Below are 18,175 nucleotides of genomic sequence, written 5' to 3'. Positions count from 1 at the left end.
ATTTAAGTTTGATCACTCCGGCTCGGAGCACTTGTAAATTGGGATTACATTTTCCAGTTAAACCGCAGCCCGGCTGTGCGCGGCTGACCCCACACACCGTATCCCCAGTCGGAACCCAGGGTATTCTGGTAAGTGAAGTATTCCTCGTTGGCCAGATTTCTGACGAAAGCCTCGACACTGTAAGTGTCCGTCGGAGAGTGCCAGGCGACCTTGGCGTTGGCGAGACCGTAGGCGCTCTGTTTGGAGTAGGGGTCGTTTTCCACCTGCAGGTAATGGTCGTCCTGCCAGGCATAATCCCCCTGGAAAACCAATTCACCGTTGTCGCCCAAGCTCTGGTAGTAACGCGCAACCAGGTTGTAGGTAAAACCGGGGGCTGAGGGCAGTTCATTGCCATCCAGTGTGTAAGCGTCTCCCGCTATGAAAAACAGCTGCTCGGAATCAAACTCGGTATTGAGCCAGCCGGCGCCGGCGATGACTTCAAAATTTTCGGTAATCGGCGCGGTCAGTTCCACCTCTGCACCGGTACCGGTTACGTCGCCGGCGTTAGTGATCACACTGCCATCGGCCACGGTGAGAAATACCTGGGCTTGAAAGTCATCCACTTTGTAGTGGAAGGCTGCCATATTCAGTCGGTAAATTTGAGCCAGGGTGGTTTTGAGGCCCAGTTCGAAGTTATCGATATTCTCTGCGCCCACTGGCTTGGTGGACTCAAGGGAAGAGTTGTAACTGCCCGAGAAGCCGCCGCTTTTAAAACCGGTGGAGTAGCTCGCGTAGGCCAGTGTTCCGGCACTGGGACGCCAGTCCAGGCCGATACGGCCGGTGGTGGCGTTGTCGCTCAGGTCGCCGGTGGTATCGATCTCGTCGTAAAAACTGGGGCCGGCATCTTGGGTAAAGTCGCGTTCCTCTCCTGTGTAGCGCAAACCGCTGACCAGAGTGAGGGTTTGTGAGAGATCGTATTCTAGCTGGCCGAACAGCGCCCAGGATTCACTATCCAGGGTCACGATTTCCCGGTGCCACAGGCCCAGCTCCGCCCAGTCTGCGGTCGTGGGGGCCTCTGTTATCAGGCCGCGGTCATCCTTGTAGTAGTAGAACCCGGTTACCCAGTTACTATTTTCGGTGTTGCCGTTCAGGCGTACTTCCTGGGTGTATTGCTCTGCGTCCACCCCGTACTGTTCATCGAAATAAACCACTGCGGTGCCATCGCCGTCATCCTGCAGAAATTTATCCAGTTCTTCGTAGGCGGTGATTGAGGTCAGAGAGAAATTTTCGAAGTCCCAGGTGAACGTCGCGGAAGAGCCAAAGGTATCGATCTCGGTACCGAGGCCACCCTTCGCGCCGGATGCCACATATTCCGGACCATACCGCCCCCCGAGGCTTCGATACCGGTCATATCAAATGATGCACTGGTGCAGCGCCCGGCTTGAATGGCGCCGATGGGACACTTGTTAGCGTCCCCGCTTGCTTCGTCCAGGTAGCCCATATGCGCAAAACCCACGGATCGCTGGTCGGCACTGCTACCGTGCACGTTCAGGAGTAATTTGGCATTGTCGGCAAGATCGAATTCCAGCTGGGTGCGATAACCGAAACTGTCAGTATCATTGAGCTTTTCCCCGGTGACGGTGTTGGTCTGCCAACCATCGTTTTGTGTGGTCTTGACGGAGACGCGTCCGCGAATGCTGTCGCTGATCGGACCACTCATAGCACCCTCAAGAATACTCTCGGAGTAGGTGCCGATACTGGCGCTGGTACTGGCTTCAAATTCTTCGGTGGGTTTGCGTGAAACATAGTGCACCAGGCCACCGGTCGTATTGCGCCCGTACAGGGTACCCTGCGGGCCGCGCAGGACCTCCACGCGCTCCAGGTCGAACAGTTGAATCGCGGAGCCTGCGGGATTGCCGCGGTAGACGTCGTCAACATAGATGGATACCGGGGATTCCCAGGAGTCTGAGAAATTCACCAAACTGATACCGCGCAGGCTGACGGAAGGGCTGGATGCTTCGCCGAAGATGGCGAAGAAGTTCATATTCGGTACCTGCTGGGTAATATCCAGTCCTTCTTCAAAACCCATTTTATCGATCGCGTCCCCGGAAAATGCGCTAACGGCGACGGAGACGTCCTGCATGGACTGTTCACGCTTTTGTGCTGTTACGGTGACTTCTTCCAGTACGGATTGCTGGGCGAGGGCGCTGTTGGCTCCGAGGGTACCTGCGAGTGCGATGGCACTGAACAGCAGTGTGCGACCGGGTAGGGGGAGCCTGGGTGTTTGTGCGTCAGAATGGTGAAGCTTGCTGCGGTTTGGTGCAGTCATGTTTTCTCCTTGTGATCACGCGTGTTCCGTAAGTATCCGAGCTGGATTGCGCGATTGAATAGCGGGCGTCTTTGCCCGAGGTGCACGACGATGTTGCATCGTTGTGATTGAACTGGTGCTCTTGCAAAAGAGGTCCAAGAAAAAAAGAGCGCCATAATGGCAAAGCTCTGGAATTACCCTACCAAAAGTTACAGTTTGATCGCAATTTTGATTCTGTTTGGTGGGATATAGATGCGGGTTTTGATGCGAAGGTAAAGTGCTGGGTATCTATTTTCGAAAGCGTCGGCGACAGGGATGTCGCCGACGCAGCGTACAGGGATATATTGAAGGGGGGCGCCTAGCTCGGTTTCGAAAATAGGTACCCAGCGCTTTACCGCCACCGGGGGGAATTTCTCGGTACCACTACAAATAAAGACCAATTATTTAGTCAAGCGAAGCATCAACTTCATCATTTTGTCCGCGAGATTGCCGTAAGGCGGCATCAGTAGTTTCAGCGGATCCAGCGGGCCCTGATAGAAAACAGGGCGCAGTTTGGAGAAGGTGAGGAAGCCTTCATAGCCGTGATAGTGGCCCATACCGCTCTCGCCGACACCACCGAAGGGGATATCGTGTTGCCCTACATGCAGCACGGCGTTGTTCACGCTGACACCACCGGACATCACATTGTCGATGTAGTAATCCCGCAGTTCCTTGTCGTTGGTGAAGGGGTAGATCGCCAGTGGGCGGTCGCCGCTGTTGATATAGGTGGCCACTTCTTCGCGGTTTTTGTAGGTTTTGATCGGCAGCAGCGGGCCGAAAATTTCTCGCTGCATGACATCCATCTCTTCACTGACATTGATCAGCAGGTGCGCGGGGAATTTTTTCAGCGCATCGTCGCGGCTGCCCTGGCCGTCGGTGAGGTCGATGGCGGTCGCCCCTTTTTGTACCGCATCGTCCAGAGTCAGCCAGATTCTTTGGAAGGAGCGTTCGTCGATTACTGACGTGTAATCTGTATGCTGGATATCCGGGTAGCGCTTTTTGAAGACCTTTTTGGCTTTTTCGACAAAGTCGCCCACCTTGTCTTCCGGTAATAGCAGATAGTCCACCGTGGTGCAGATCTGACCGGCGTTGAACAGCTTCCAGAAGAGCACGCGCTCTACTGCGGTGTCGGTGCTGTAATCGGGGCCGACAATCGCCGGGGATTTACCGCCCAGTTCCAGGGTCACCGGGGTCAGGTTGGCGGCGGCGGCTGCCATCACCTTGCGCCCGGTGGCGCCGGAGCCGGTAAAGATCAGGTGGTCGAATTTGAGGGTGGAAAACTCGATGCCGACACCGCCGGTTTCCTCGATAAATATCAGCTTGTCTTCCGGAAAATAATCTCCGCTAATGCGCTTCAGCAGCGCGGTCAGGTTGCGGGAGTTCTCCGACATTTTCACCATGGCGCGGTTGCCGGCGGCGAAGATATTGATCAGGGGGCCGAAGGACAGATTAATCGGGAAGTTCCACGGCACTATCACTCCCACCACACCCAGAGGCTGGGGAATTACCTTGGTGGAGGAGGTGGGGAAGGCGGTAAAGTCGATATGACGCCGCTGGGGCTTCATCCACTTCTTCAGACGTTTGATAGTGTCCTTGATACTGTCCAGTGCCGGGAAGATTTCCGCAAACAGCGTCTCGTGATGGGAGCGGTTACCATAGTCGGCGCTGACGGCCTGTACCAGTGCATCCTGGTGGTCGCGAATCATCCGCGCCAGAGCGCGCAGGTCGTTGACCCGCTGTTCGCGGTCCGGTGACGGGTTGGCGAGGTAGGCTTGGCGTTGCTGATCCAGTAGCGACTGCAGGTTCACAGTCTGCTGGTTTTCTACGGGGGCGACGATCTCGGTCATGCTGTTGGCTCGACTTACGCTGCGACTCACGCAATGGCAATGGGTTGCAACTGGTTGCGATTATTGTGGTTATCTATTCAATAGTCCCAAATTGTACGGGAGCTGGCCGCTGTCCTCTGGGTTTTTGCGGACGGATTTCGAAATTCGGCACGGGAATAACCCACCGCAGCAGGATACTGTATCCACTGCGGTGGGAATTGACCGAACCGGTCAGGCTTTTGACATATTGTGGCGCCTGACGGGCAGGACTGCCGTCTTCCACCACGGTTTGCTTATTTGACTGGCTTGTCTCCGGTTTCCGCCACACTGAGCGCGGCGAAGGCGGCAAGCAGCGGCGATACCTGTGCTTCGCTCAATTCACGGGCGATGTCATCCAACTGGCGCTGCAACTGGCTGCGCTCTGGAATCAGGTTGAGTGGTTCGTCTGCGCCAGGGCCCGACTGGAAGGGCGAAGACTGGAGTGGTGCTGGCAGAGGCGCTGTTACTGGTACCGAGTTGGTTGCCCCAGCAGGCAGTTCCGGACTCGCTGCCGGCCGCTCAAAATCACCGAATAGTGAATTGGCGCGGTAGCGCCCCAGATCCTTGTCCAGTGCCAGGGGGCTGGATTTTTCCATGCCGGCCGAGGCACTGGTGTCGATAGACAGATCGTTACTGAATACTCGCGACCAGTCATTGGGGTAGAAGCGACCGTCCGCGCTACCAAACCCGGGGTCGAAGTTGCCACCATTGCGTGCACCCTGCAGGTTCGCCCTGAGATCTTCGGTTTCCTTCGAGATCAAGCGGCCATGTAATTCAGGCTGTTGGCGCTCCCACTCCCTAGGTGGATAGATGTACTCCGGGAATAGTTGCGACAGAGTAATGTTGTCGACATTGGGCCCGGGGTTGAACAGGTCGGTGACATCGTCGTCGCGGTTGTTGTCGATCTCCTGATCCGGTCCGTGATTACCATCGTCGGTGATTTCGGCCGTATTGTTGATCTGCTGCACCGTAGCATCCAGCGGATAGTCGATGGTGACGGCAAAGGTAATGATACCGGTTTCCCCTGCGGCCAGGGTACCGACGTCAAAGGTGAACACATCGCCGTTCTGCACCCATCCCGGACTGGAGTTGGCGGCATCGAAACTGGTGTTCGGCGGCAGGGTTTCGGTGATGACTACGCCGGTGGCCTCGGCGGTGCCAGCATTGCCATAACTCAGGGTGTAAACAAGGGTGTCGGTTGGCCCGGGCTCCGCGTCACCGTGGTCTTTGTCGACAAACAGATCCACAAACTCAATGACCAGGGTTTCGTCGTCGCGGTTGTTGTCCGGCGTTGGATCCAGGCCGTTACTGCCGTCATCGTCGACCACCACGGTGTTGGTTTGTGGGCCGACATTGGCTGGGACAGTGTCGGCCACCACCGCGGTAAGTGTCAGCGTGACACTCTCTCCCACTGCCAGATCGCCGATATTCCAGGTGACGGTGCCGGCGTCGAGATCAATCACCCCGCCGTTACTCGCAGTAAAGTTGTTGAACAGGCTGGTGTCTGGGAGAAGGTCAGTGACCACAACGCCGGTACCGTCCTGGTTGCCTTCGTTGCGCACTTCAATGGTCCAGGAAATGGCATCGCCCGGATTCACTGGATCATCGAAATTCTCGATCTTGTCGATCACATAATCCGGACGACCGTCGATGGGCGTAACTTCATCGTCGTCATTGTCGTCGGTATTCTGGTCGGGGCCGCTGTCGCCATCGTCAGTGATGCTGGTGGTGTTGCTGGTTTCCTCCACACCGGAGGGAATCGGCTCATCGATGATCACCGCAAATTCCACACTACCACTGTCGCCCGCGGCAAGGGCGCCTACGTTAAACGTGAAAGTGCCGTCGCCGTTGTCGATCCAACCCGCGGTGGAGTTGGCGGCGTCGAAGGTGGCGTATTCAGGCAGTGACTCGGTGATGGTTACACCGGTGGCATCCGCGGTGCCGTTGTTTGCATAGGTCAGGGTGTAGACCAGGGTATCGCCCGGCTCGACGGTGACACCGCCATCGTCCTTGTCGATGGCGAGATCCACATAGGTGATATCCAGATCTTCACTGTCGGTGTTGTTGTCCGGGGTCGGATCCGGGCCGTTGGTGCCGTCATCGTCCACGGTCACGGTGTTGGTCTGGGTGGGAATTACCGTGGGCACGGACTCTGCCACCACTGCGGTAAGAGTGAAGCTCACCGAATCCCCGGCGGCGAGGTCGCCGATATTCCAGGTTACGGTGCCGGCATCCAGGTCGATCACACCGCCGTCACTGGCAATGAAATCACTGAACAGGCTGGTATCGGGCAGGTTATCGGTCACCACCACACCGGTGCCGTCCTGGTTGCCCTGGTTGCTGACTTCAATGGTCCACTCAATGGTATCGCCGGGATTGGCGGGATCGTCGAAGTTCTCGATCTTGTCGATTACATAATCCGGGCGACCGTCGATGGGCGTAACTTCATCGTCGTCATTGTCGTCGGTATTCTGGTCGGGGCCGCTGTCGCCATCGTCAGTGATGCTGGTGGTGTTGCTGGTTTCCTCCACACCGGAGGGAATCGGCTCATCGATGATCACCGCAAATTCCACACTACCACTGTCGCCCGCGGCAAGGGCGCCTACGTTAAACGTGAAAGTGCCGTCGCCGTTGTCGATCCAACCCGCGGTGGAGTTGGCGGCGTCGAAGGTGGCGTATTCAGGCAGTGACTCGGTGATGGTTACACCGGTGGCATCCGCGGTGCCGTTGTTGGCATAGGTCAGGGTGTAGACCAGGGTATCGCCCGGCTCAACGGTGACACCGCCATCGTCCTTGTCGATGGCGAGATCCACATAAGTGATATCCAGGTCTTCACTGTCGGTGTTGTTGTCCGGAGTTGGGTCGGCACCATTGGTGCCGTCATCGTCCACGGTCACGGTATTGGTCTGGGTGGGGATTACCGTGGGCACACTTTCGTTCACCACCGCGGACAAGGTAAAGCTCACCGAGTCCCCGGCGGCGAGATCGCCGATATTCCAGGTGACGGTACCGGCATCCAGGTCGATCACACCGCCGTCGCTGGCAATAAAATCACTGAACAGGCTGGTATCGGGCAAGTTATCAGTGACCACCACACCGGTGCCATCCTGGTTGCCCTGGTTGCTGACCTCGATGGTCCACTCGATGGTATCGCCGGGATTGGCGGGATCGTCAAAGTTTTCGATCTTGTCGATTACATAATCCGGGCGGCCGTCGATGGGTGTTACTTCATCGTCGTCATTGTCGTCGGTGTTCTGGTCGGGGCCGCTGTCGCCATCGTCGGTGATGCTGGTGGTGTTGCTGGTCTCCTCCACGCCGGAGGGAATCGGCTCATCGATGATCACCGCAAATTCCACGTTGCCACTGTCGCCCGCGGCAAGGGCGCCCACGTTAAATGTGAAAGTGCCGTCGCCGTTGTCGATCCAACCGGCGGTGGAATTGGCCGCGTCGAAGGTGGCGTATTCAGGCAATGATTCGGTGATGGTTACACCGGTGGCATCCGCGGTGCCGTTGTTGGCATAGGTCAGGGTGTAGACCAGGGTATCGCCCGGCTCAACGGTGACACCGCCATCGTCCTTGTCGATGGCGAGATCCACATAAGTGATATCCAGGTCTTCACTGTCGGTGTTGTTGTCCGGAGTTGGGTCGGCACCATTGGTGCCGTCATCGTCCACGGTCACGGTATTGGTCTGGGTGGGGATTACCGTGGGCACACTTTCGTTCACCACCGCGGACAAGGTAAAGCTCACCGAGTCCCCGGCGGCGAGATCGCCGATATTCCAGGTTACGGTGCCGGCATCCAGATCGATCACGCCACCGTCACTGGCGACAAAGGAATTGAACAGGCTGGTATCGGGCAGGTTATCGGTGACCACCACACCGGTGCCATCCTGGTTGCCCTGGTTGCTGACCTCGATGGTCCACTCGATGGTGTCACCGGGGTTAGCGGGATCGTCGAAGTTCTCGATCTTGTCGATCACATAATCCGGCTGCGCATTGATCGGGGTATTGTCATCATCGCTATTGTTATCGAGATTCTGATCCGGCCCGCGGCCGTCGTCATAGGAAATCTCGGTGCTGTTCAGCACTTCCTCGACGCCGGCGGGAAGCGGGTCATCGACAATTACTGCGAAATCCACGGTGCCGGTTTCGCCAGGATCCAGAGTACCAAGGTCGAAGGTAAAGGTGCCATCTCCCTGGTCTACCCAGCCCGCGGTAGAACTCGCCGCATCGAAGGTGGTATTCGGTGGCAGCGTCTCGGTGATGAGCACGTTGTCTGCCAGCGCCGTTCCGAGATTGGCGTAGGTCAGGGTATAGACAACGGTGCCTCCGGGTGCGGTGGTGATACCACCGTCGTCTTTGGTAATGGAAAGATCCACTTCGGTTATGTCGAAGGGTTCGCTATCGACATTGTTTTCCGGGGTCGGGTCGGGGCCATTGGTGCCATCATCGGTGACTTCCGCCGCGTTGACCTGCAGCGGAATACGCGGAGGCACTTCGTCTGCCACTATCCCGGTAAGGGTTACTGTCACGCTCTCGCCAACGGCGAGATCGCCAATATTCCAGACTACGGTGCCCGCATCGATATCGACTATGCCTCCATCGCTGGCGGTATAGCCAGAAACAAACGGGGTGGAAGGCAACTGGTCGGTGATCACCACGCCGGTGCCATCCTGATTGCCCTCGTTAACGATGGTAATGCTCCAGCTGATGGTTTCACCGGGGAAGGCCGGATCGTCGAACTCCTCCACCTTGTCGATGACATAGTCCGGTGCGGCCTCGATAGGCGTAACATCCACATCGGTATTGTCGCCCGGTGTGGGATCGGCGCCGTTACTTTCATCGCCATCAATGGACACGGTATTGTTGGTTTCTTCCACACCGGAAGGCAGTGGATTGATAATGGTCACGATGAGTTCGACGGAGCCGGTTTCACCGGCAGCGAGATCGCCCACGTCGAAGGTCAGGGTGTCCCCATTGAGCACCCAGCCGGGATTATCGGCGGGGTCGTAAATGACATAATCTGGCAAAGTCTCGGTGATCACTACACCGGTGGCATCAAGGTTGCCACGGTTTCCGTAGTTGATGGTGTAGGTGATGGTATCGCCCGGTGCTGCCGGGTTGTCTACATCGATGCCACCATCGTCCTTGTCGATAAACAGGTCGACCGCTTCGATATCCGCAGTAACTTCATCGCTGACCTCGTACTCGCGCTCTATGTCGCTGTCGTCGCCACCGTCCGGCGTATCCAGACTGGTGTAATCGGCAACCGTGGTATTCGTCGTAGTTTGTCCTATGGCGGCGGGGTCACTGGTCACCCTGGCATCAATGGTGATGGTGATGACGGTGGTGCTGTCGATTTCACTGATATCTAGTAGCAACAGATCTGCGATGGAGTTGTCGATGATGGTGGGCGAGCCGCCGGTCACATCTATCTGAATATTTTCCACCGAGGCGATATAGGGTGGCAGCGCATCCTGAAGCACTACGTTGTAAGCATCGGCACCACTGGCGGGGTCGAGTTGCACTGTAATCTGGTACTGCGCGAGACCGCCAAGGGTCAGCGGTGTGGGACTGAGCAGTTCTTTGTCGATTAATAGCAAAGGCTCGACAACGTCCACCGACGCGGTGCTATTGGCGCTGTCGTCAAAGGTGCCGTCACCGTCTGTGTCATATTGCAGTAAAACTTCGTTATTGAGCGTGGTTCCATCTACGTTGGTGGGGATATCCGTTACCCGGAGGCGATAGGTGAAGGTTACGGTTTCAACCGTACTGTTATCGGTGTCGGTATTTATCAGAGTGCCGAAATCCAACCCAATCGTATTGTTGGCGGGATCATCAATAATGGTAATGGCGTCGGGATCCAGAATAATGGCATCCGGGTTACTCGCGGTGACGCTGACGAGGTCTATGAACTCGAAACCTGGGCCGAAGTCGTCAATGATCTGACCGGTAAGAGTGGCTTCAGGCAGCGTTACGGTGACGGAGAAAGTGACGATTTCACCGATAGTGGCCTCGGTATCGTCGTTCAGGTCATCGTTCTGTGACGTGGATACCAGTACCTTGTCTACCGCCGGTCTGTTGACCGTGATGTCGGCGGTATCGCCGGCCGCATAGTCGTTCAGCAGTCCGCCCTCGCCATCTTCGCCGGTGCGCTCTTCGAGATCAGCGCCGTCCAAACTCGTCCAGTCTACATCGGTCGCATTGGTTATGGTGCTGCCAGTGACGGTATTGGCGAGTGTTCCAGTGATCGTTATGGTGACGACGGAGCCGGGGAAAATATCCAGCTCTGCCTGGGGGTCAAGCAGTAGTTGATTGGTCGCACTGTCATATGTAAAGAACCCCGTAACATCAGAAGGGGTTGAGCCACCCAACACCAGGTTCGCAGAAAAACTAATATTCTCCAGCTCTACCGGCAGCTGGTCACTGAAGCTGACGTCGTAGGCCGTGGTACTGCTACCATCGTCTGGGTTGGTGACCGTAATTGTGTAGGTCACCTGGTCACCGTTATCACCGGTTGTGATATCGGCCACTTTTTCGATGGTCAGCTGAGGTTCAATAACGGTGACATCGGCTGAGTCCTGTTGAAAGCCATCACCGGGGTCGGTGTTGCTGCCATTGCCATCAATATCCCAGCGAAATTGTGCATCGTTGCTGAGTACAACACCGGCTTGGTTACTGACAACATTGGTTACACGCACGGTGTAGAAAACCGCGATGGTGTCTTCGATTGCCAGTCCATCATTGCCGGTATTTTGCAAATCGGCGGTGCCGAAATTGAGCGTAGTGGTGCCGTCCGGGTTATCTGTAATACTTGGAGTTCCAAAGCCGCCGTTCAGCACTTGAATATCGGTGCCTATAAATACACCGTCGAAACTTACGAACTCCATCCCTGCCGGCAGAATATCAATGATCTCCGCATTGGGGGCTTCACCTTCTGGCACAGTAAAACGGGCCTCGTAGGTGACCTCTTCACCGATTACTGCCTCCAGACGTTCGTTGTAGGGGTCAATTATTGAGGTAGATATTACCGATTTGCCAGCGGTAATTTCATCAACGGTAAAGGTGGCCGAATCATCGGTGATGTAATCATTCAAGCCGCCGGGGCCATCCTCGCCAGTACGTTCATTGGGATCGTCGCCGTCAATACTCTCCCAGTCTACGGTCCCGGTATTTGTTATCTCGGTTCCGACTACGATATTGTTGATGACATTGGCTTCAATGACCAAGGTTAGCGTAGCGCCCAGAGGCAAATCGAAAGATTGACCTGGCACCATTTCTATTGTGTTGCCGTTGACTTGGAAAAGCCCGGAAACATCGACATCGGAACCATTGATGCTCAGTGTCGCGCTTGCCAATACGACATTGGTAAGTTCAGGAGGAAGGGTGTCAATAAAGGTCGCATCGAAGGCATCGGTATCCGAAAAACCGGTGTGGGATATGACAACGGTATATTCCACCTGGTCATTGGCATCGATTCTCGGCGATGTTCCTGTCAGGGATTTATCAATCTGCAGATCCGGCTCGATAACGGTGATGTTTTCGGCGGAGTCTGTATCGTTAATTGTGGGATTGTCGATGCCATCGTCGGTGCTGTCCCAGGAAAATTGCGCGCGGTTATTGAGCTGAACGCTACTTTGATTGGAAAGAATATTTTGAACCAGCACTCGGTAGGTGATGGTTATGCTCTCTGTGACGGTGTTGTCCCTGTTTACGTTAGTTAAGTCGCCGAGGTCAAAATCCACCTGTTGACCATTCGGGGTAACAATCAAATCCGCTTGGCTCCACGGGTCGCCAGCTGCATTCTGAATGTCGGCCGATGACGAAGTCGCGGAAATAAGCTCGACGAATTGCAGGCCAGTATCCAGGGTGTCGAGAATGGACGCACTGGGAGTAATGCCCTCTGCAATTTCTATTGTCAGTGTGTAAATAGCAGTTTCACCGATTACAGCTTCTGCATCGCCGTTATTCGGGCTGACAATACTGGTTGAATTCAGGGCTTTGTCCACGGTGTTTTGCTTCACTTCTACCGTGGCATCATCCTGCCAATCAATATCCGTGTTGCCCTCGGTGTAGTCATTGCCTCCGTCCACACCACCGTAGGCTTCCAGTTGCGCGGTGTTCACGATTTCCTGCCCGGGTTGTACCGCGTCGGTGGCAATCAGATCGTAGGTAATGATGATGATGTTGCTACCATCTGTGGTGGTGCCCGTGTCGGGATCGCGTCCCTCATTGAGTGCGCCCTCATCAGCAGAAGGGTCGTCCAGGGTAATACCACCAGTGAACAGGTCACCGGTAAAGCCGATGGGGTTACCGTCACCGGTGAACACCTGGAGGTTGAGCCCTCCCGGAGGAATTACAAAACCATCCGGGAGTGTGTCACTGATCACCAGGTTGAAGGCATCGGAGCCACCGGTATTTTCCAGGGTGATGGCAAAGCGCACCGTGTCACCGGCATCGATATCGCTGAGGTTGGAATCAATCGGGGTGGTATCCAGGTCGTCGCTGGTAATGGTGCCGGTCCAGGGGGGCGAGCCATCACCCGGTGTGCCGGCAGGATCGAAGGTGACCGGGCCGGGAGGATCCGGGTCAAAGATGCCACTGCCATCATCGGTGGATATCACCCCTTTGGTGACATTCACATCCGGCGAAACCACTTCAATCTGGATGCCCCCTGGAGGCAGGGTGACGGTTTCATCGGTGCCGTTGACAGTGACCGAAGCCACATTGGTCAGGAAAAGTCCGTCGGTAAATGGTTGGTCCAGTACCTGTACTGTAAACAGCAGTTGCACGTGGCCGCCAACAGACGAGAGTTGCTCTACCGGATCCAGTGTCCAGGTGATGGAGTTGTTGCCCGAGTCGGCGCTGGTGGTGACATTGGCACCGTCAAGGTAACCGTCTGGCCAGTTAGCGAAGTCGGTGGCCGGGCCGAAGCCCCATTCGCCAACGCCAGGGATATTGGCCCCTTCGGTCGTGTCGAAGAATACCGGTGCAATGGCTTCGAATACCGGCTGCGGCAGGTAGTCAGTGATGCTGAGACCGGCGTCGTCCAGGGTTGCCAAATCGATATCAATGGCAAAGGTTACCGTCTGGCCTACGGCGATATCCGTCAGGTCTGCGGGATCTGTGCTGCCGTCAATGGCATAGACGCTTTTACTGGAATCCGCCCCTTCGATCTGCACACTTTCATTGCCACTGTTGCTGACATCCTGGCCGTTGGCGGAGCCGAGGCTTCCGTTAACGGTGGCCTGGTTGTTGATTACATCGTAAACATTCACTGCGTCCCCGGTTGCCAGGTAGGTTTCGCGAATGGTGGCTTCGTAAGTGATGGTGACGGTTGTGGTGCCATCGATCGCGGTATCCTGGAACAGGTCGCCATTCAGTCCGCCATTGGGGCTGATTCCGCGGTCGATAAGTTCCTGGGATAAGTCAATACTGACATCGGTACTGCCGTCGCCGCCGTTTTCCGTTACCGACAAATTGCCGCTACCAATCGCATCCGGACCGAAGGTATTTCCGTTGGTAAATATTTCGAAGGTAAATGAATCCGGGTCAATCTCAAGGCCGTCTTGAATAGAGTCGGTCAGTAGCAGGTCTGTCAGGCGAATATAATCCGACACCTCTAGAGTGAGGGTGTATTGCAAACGGTCACCGGGAGTAATACCTGTTCCACCCACATCATCAATAAGTACCACATCTTTTTGCAGCGCCGTGGCGACTGCGGTAATGATGGCATCGTCACTGTCACTGATGGTTTGATCTTGATATTCACCGGTAACAGATACTTCATTACGGATTGCATCATTGGCGCCGTCATTAATAACGATGGGATCGCCGTTGGCATCCACGTCGGGCACATAGCCGGTATAGGTAATGACGATATCATTGGTGGCGAGTGTGCCAGTAATAGGGTCGTTAAACTCGATGATCAGTTCTGAACCGTTGTTCGCCCCCTCTGGCGGTTCAGTAATGGTGACATTGAGGGGGTTGCCACCGGAATCGGTGACCACCACGTTTCCGGGAACGTAGTAGAAATTGTTCGGAACCTCTTCGGTGACTACCAGATTTTCCACGGTGGAGAGATTCGCGATATCCACATTCACGCGCCAGACAACGGGCTCACTCGGTCCGGTAACCGTTTCCCCGTCATCGCCAATGGAATTGTTATCGCCATCGCCATCCTGTGCCGTTTTTTCCACTTCGATCACTGTGGGCGTGACCGTGGTTTCAATGGGGTTGGATACGATGGGTGGATCGGTGTCAGGGTTGTTCAGCGGGTCATTGCCGTAGGCAAAGCCAGGTCTTACCCAAACCGGGATAGGCACGCCAACCATGGCGCCGGCGGCTTCATCCAGAATGACCGATACATCGAAATCAAAAGAAGGCTGATCGGGAGAGTATGAACCGAAGGGCAGCTGAATCGCATACCAGGTGGAACCTTCTTCGCCCGGTGGCAGGGGAATAGCGCCAGTCTGGTTAAAGTCGAACGGATGGAACAGCACGGGATTGCCACCGCTATCGACCCACTGCCCGTTCTCGTAGGTATAGGTTTCGACATTGGCACCATTCAGGCCACTGGTGCCGTCAACGGTCATCCCCGGGCCGGTAACCACATCAATAAAGGGACCATAGCCCACGGTATCACCATCATTCTCAAAAGAGATACCGATGTCCGTGGACTCATTGATGAAATCTTCGCTGGGCGCATCCACCGTGGCACCCGGCGTGGCCACCATTAACCCTTCCCAGGCTCCCTGTAGCAGCTTGGAAAAAACAATATCGGTTTCCACTTCACCTTTCTGTTGCTCCAGCTCCCAGTCACCGCCGCGCAGCGCGCTGCCGGTGGCATCGTCGGAGGCCGCTACATCCGCACCGGTGAGGCTGGCAATCTGATCGATAAAGCGCTCGCCGGTAAGGCTGTAGCCGGTATTACAGCCGTACAGCAGAATGTCGGCATCTGCGCTCAGGCTACTTTCCCAGCTTTGCAGCTGTGTACTGTGGCTGCCGCCGTCAGTGGCGGCAAGGCTGGTCAGGGATAGCTCCTCCCCGCCCACGTCGATACCGCCGGCACCGCCGTGGGAGATCAGGTGAATGGCATCAAAAGTCTGGCCGTTGTCGGCGAGGAAATCCGTCACCGTCTGCAGGCTATCGCTGGCATCCAGCGTCAGCAGGCTGACACTGCGCTCGCCGATGGCCAGCTGCAGAATGCCATTCTCCTCGGTCACCTCACTGGCCTGCTGGACCAGGTCATCGATCAGAGCCTGGGCATCGTTTAGTTGCAGGTCGATGACCACCAGTTCCTGGCGCTGACCGGCGTCCGGCGCAAACCCTTCTGCAGTGCTGTCCTGGCCGCCGTTGTTGTCGGAATTGTTCTCGGAATTGTCGTGCCCGTTTTTCGCGTCCGCGCTTTCGGCAATTTCCGGGCCTGAAGTATCACTGGCGGAATGGCTGATATCCGCCGCCACGGAAGCATCCAGTAGCACCCGCTTTTCCAGCACGCGGCGCAGGCTGGTGAGTTGGCGACCCTGCTGGTTGATCGCCTGGGCCAGGGATGATCTGGAAAACTCATTGAGTTCCATGGGATACCTCTTTCCTTGTGGTTTTCTGGCGCTGGCCTTCCGGGCCGGCCGAGAAATTTCTGTGTTAACTGCAGAGTTGTTTAATAGCTATTTAAGAGTTGTTTAAACACCGCTTTCGCGAATCACTACACCGGCTACCCGGTCGACAAACAGTTTTATAAGGCTGACAGGTTCACCGAACAGCACCAGGGTACCGGCGCGCTGGGATCGGGCGATGGACAGGTCGTCCGTCGCCAGTGGCGTGTCACTGGCAGCCTGTAACTCGAAATTGACCAGGTGCAATGCTTCGGCACTGCGCTCCGGATTATCGGGTAGCACTTGAAGTGGGCCGCCGTGTTCGGAACTGAGCGCCGGGTCCTGAATACGTCGCGACGCGATCTGTTCGACGCGACTTACGGTGACAGGCAGCGGCTGCCAACGGCCGGGGACAAAAAGCCTGCCGGTCAGTGTGGTTGTTGGTTTCGCCACGGATGACGTGTGTGGCAGGCGCTTGAGTTGCTGCGGCTGGCCATAGGCGTGGCCCCGCAAGGTGTTGCGGTCGGCGATAGCGATAAACAGCTGGTTGACGTCCAGGTATTGTCCCGGTGCCAGCCCCGGTAGCATCCAGTCGACGATGCCGGAGCTGCTGGCGATGATCTGCAGCTGCTGTTTTTCGGTTTCTAGCGCACGCAGTAACTGTTGCTTGCTGAGTAAGTCCTGTAAATAAACACCGTCCAGTACATCGAGCTCTTCCGCAAAGCCGTCGCTGTGTTGGCGATGAGTCAATAATTTCAATTCCTGCCGGGTGCGGGCGATACGGTAGTCCAATTCATTGTCGTGCAGTTCGGCAATGACGCTGCCGGCGCTCACTGCCGTGCCTGGCGCCACGGCCAGGGATTGCAGTACGGCGCCTGCCGGCGCCATGACTTTTTGCTGACTGGCAAAGTAAGTGCTGGCCGGGAGCTGAACCGGCCAAGGCAAAGGGATCAGTAGCAGGGCGAACAAGATGCACAGGGTGCCGGTTACCCGGGGGTTCAATAACTGCAGGGTCTGCTTCAGTTGTTGAAAGCGATTGCGGTTACTGCTGCGGACACTATCCGGTTGCTCGCTGGTTGAATGCTCCGGAACAGTATTTTCCATGGCAGTGTCCTGTTGCGATGACTTGGGATTACCCTGAAGCAGGGCCTGCTGTTTTTTCATGTGATTGAAAAATGCGCTCGCTTCTCGATAAGTGGGGATAGCCAGTAGTAAAACTATACACAGCAGAAACAAAGCGAGGCCTGCGGCCTTGAACAGCAATTGGTATGCGGCGTAGCTGATGGTGGCGAATACCACAATGCGATATAGCAGGCTGGCGAAGCCGAACAAAGCCAGCAGGCGCTGGCGACGTCCGACGAGTTTCGGTTGTCCGCGCAGCAGCTGTGACCAGACCCAGTTGCGAAACGTGCTGGTAGCACTCTGTTGCAGATTTTTTTCCCGGGTGAAATCACTCAGCAGGTAGTAGCCGTCAAATTTCATCAATGGATTGGCATTGATGAGTAATGTGGTGACCAGTGAAGTGGTAAAGAGGTAGAACGTCAGCGATCGCAACAGACCATCGTCCAGCAGGCACCAGGCTACCGCGGCGCCCATCCCGAGCGTGGCTTCGAAAATTACACCAGCGGCGGAAATATGTAACCGCGCTTTTCTTGGCAGCCGCCAGGCATCGGTAATCTCACTGAACATAATGGGCATCAGTGCGATCAATCCGACCCCGATACTGTTGGCGCGCACCCGGTAGAGTCTGGCCACGCTGGCATGGCCCAGTTCGTGAAACAGGCTTAGTAGCAGGTAACAACAGAAAAAAGTGAGGGCGCCGAGGGCGTTCCAGCTGGCATTAAAGTAGGCGAGGAATTCCGCCCAGTGCTGTCCCACTGAGACGGTACAGAAAACGGCTATCGCGGCAAGCAGCACATAGAAGCTGCGGGTATCGGTGCAGCGGGCCAGGGGTAACAACAGCCGGCTGCTGAGGTCGGGTGTGAATAGCGGGCGTCGCCAGAAAATACCCCGCTGCAATTGCATAAGTCGCTGTTGCTGCGGACTGACGGAAGAGAGCTTTTGTGACAGCGCTTCGCTGTCGGTCTGTAGCAGCTCGTTGTCGACGGCAAAGCGATGCACCGCGGCAACCTGCTGGGGAGAAAGTCCGCAGCCGTGATCCCGGGCGATCGCCTCGGCAATTTTTTTCTCGCAGCCGAGATGCCACTGCTGCAATACCAGAATTTCCAGTTCACCCAGCTCCAGGTATTGCCCGCGCAGTGGGTCAAACAGCATCCAGGTGTGTTGCTGAGCCTCTTCCTGTACCCGGTGAAACTGCAGGTCTGTACGCAGTTCGGGCCAGGTGCCGGTTTGCCGGCTAATAGGGCTGATAAAGGGCGAAGACTGCAATG

The 18,175-nt window shown here is 56.0% G+C and carries 5 protein-coding genes; all 5 read right to left on the bottom strand.

Annotation, left to right across the window (positions count from 1 at the left end; translation table 11 throughout):
- Positions 1-44 precede the first annotated feature (44 nt).
- The 5 genes from GRX76_RS18910 to GRX76_RS18890 all read right to left on the bottom strand — a co-directional run bounded on the left by GRX76_RS18910 (position 45) and on the right by GRX76_RS18890 (position 18,173).
- A complete protein-coding gene (locus GRX76_RS18910; protein ID WP_160154707.1) occupies positions 45-1,346 on the bottom strand; it encodes a TonB-dependent receptor in 1,302 nt (433 codons plus the stop codon).
- Entirely contained in the window at positions 1,253-2,308 is a 1,056-nt protein-coding gene (locus GRX76_RS18905; protein ID WP_160154706.1) for a TonB-dependent receptor, read from the bottom strand. The genes GRX76_RS18910 and GRX76_RS18905 overlap by 94 nt, the downstream gene beginning before the upstream one ends.
- Before the next feature lie 419 nt (positions 2,309-2,727).
- The gene (locus tag GRX76_RS18900) at positions 2,728-4,173 is read right to left on the bottom strand and encodes a coniferyl aldehyde dehydrogenase (RefSeq protein WP_160154705.1); all 1,446 of its coding nucleotides are present in this window, start codon (positions 4,171-4,173) and stop codon (positions 2,728-2,730) included.
- A 272-nt stretch (positions 4,174-4,445) separates the two neighbouring features.
- Positions 4,446-15,770 carry an isopeptide-forming domain-containing fimbrial protein gene (locus tag GRX76_RS18895; RefSeq protein ID WP_160154704.1) on the bottom strand — a complete coding sequence of 3,775 codons (11,325 nt, stop codon included), beginning with the start codon at positions 15,768-15,770 and terminating at the stop codon, positions 4,446-4,448.
- A 102-nt stretch (positions 15,771-15,872) separates the two neighbouring features.
- Entirely contained in the window at positions 15,873-18,173 is a 2,301-nt protein-coding gene (locus GRX76_RS18890) for a hypothetical protein (protein WP_160154703.1), read from the bottom strand.
- Positions 18,174-18,175 lie beyond the last annotated feature (2 nt).

The sequence above is a fragment of the Microbulbifer sp. ALW1 genome, assembly GCF_009903625.1.
GTDB lineage: Bacteria > Pseudomonadota > Gammaproteobacteria > Pseudomonadales > Cellvibrionaceae > Microbulbifer.
This window is presented reverse-complemented; position numbering and strand designations above follow the sequence as displayed.

Coding starts and splice junctions, on each gene's coding strand:
- GRX76_RS18895 (WP_160154704.1), bottom strand. CDS start 15,770: ATGGAACTCAATGAGTTTTCCAGATCATCCCTGGCCCAGGCGATCAAC.
- GRX76_RS18900 (WP_160154705.1), bottom strand. CDS start 4,173: ATGACCGAGATCGTCGCCCCCGTAGAAAACCAGCAGACTGTGAACCTG.
- GRX76_RS18905 (WP_160154706.1), bottom strand. CDS start 2,308: ATGACTGCACCAAACCGCAGCAAGCTTCACCATTCTGACGCACAAACA.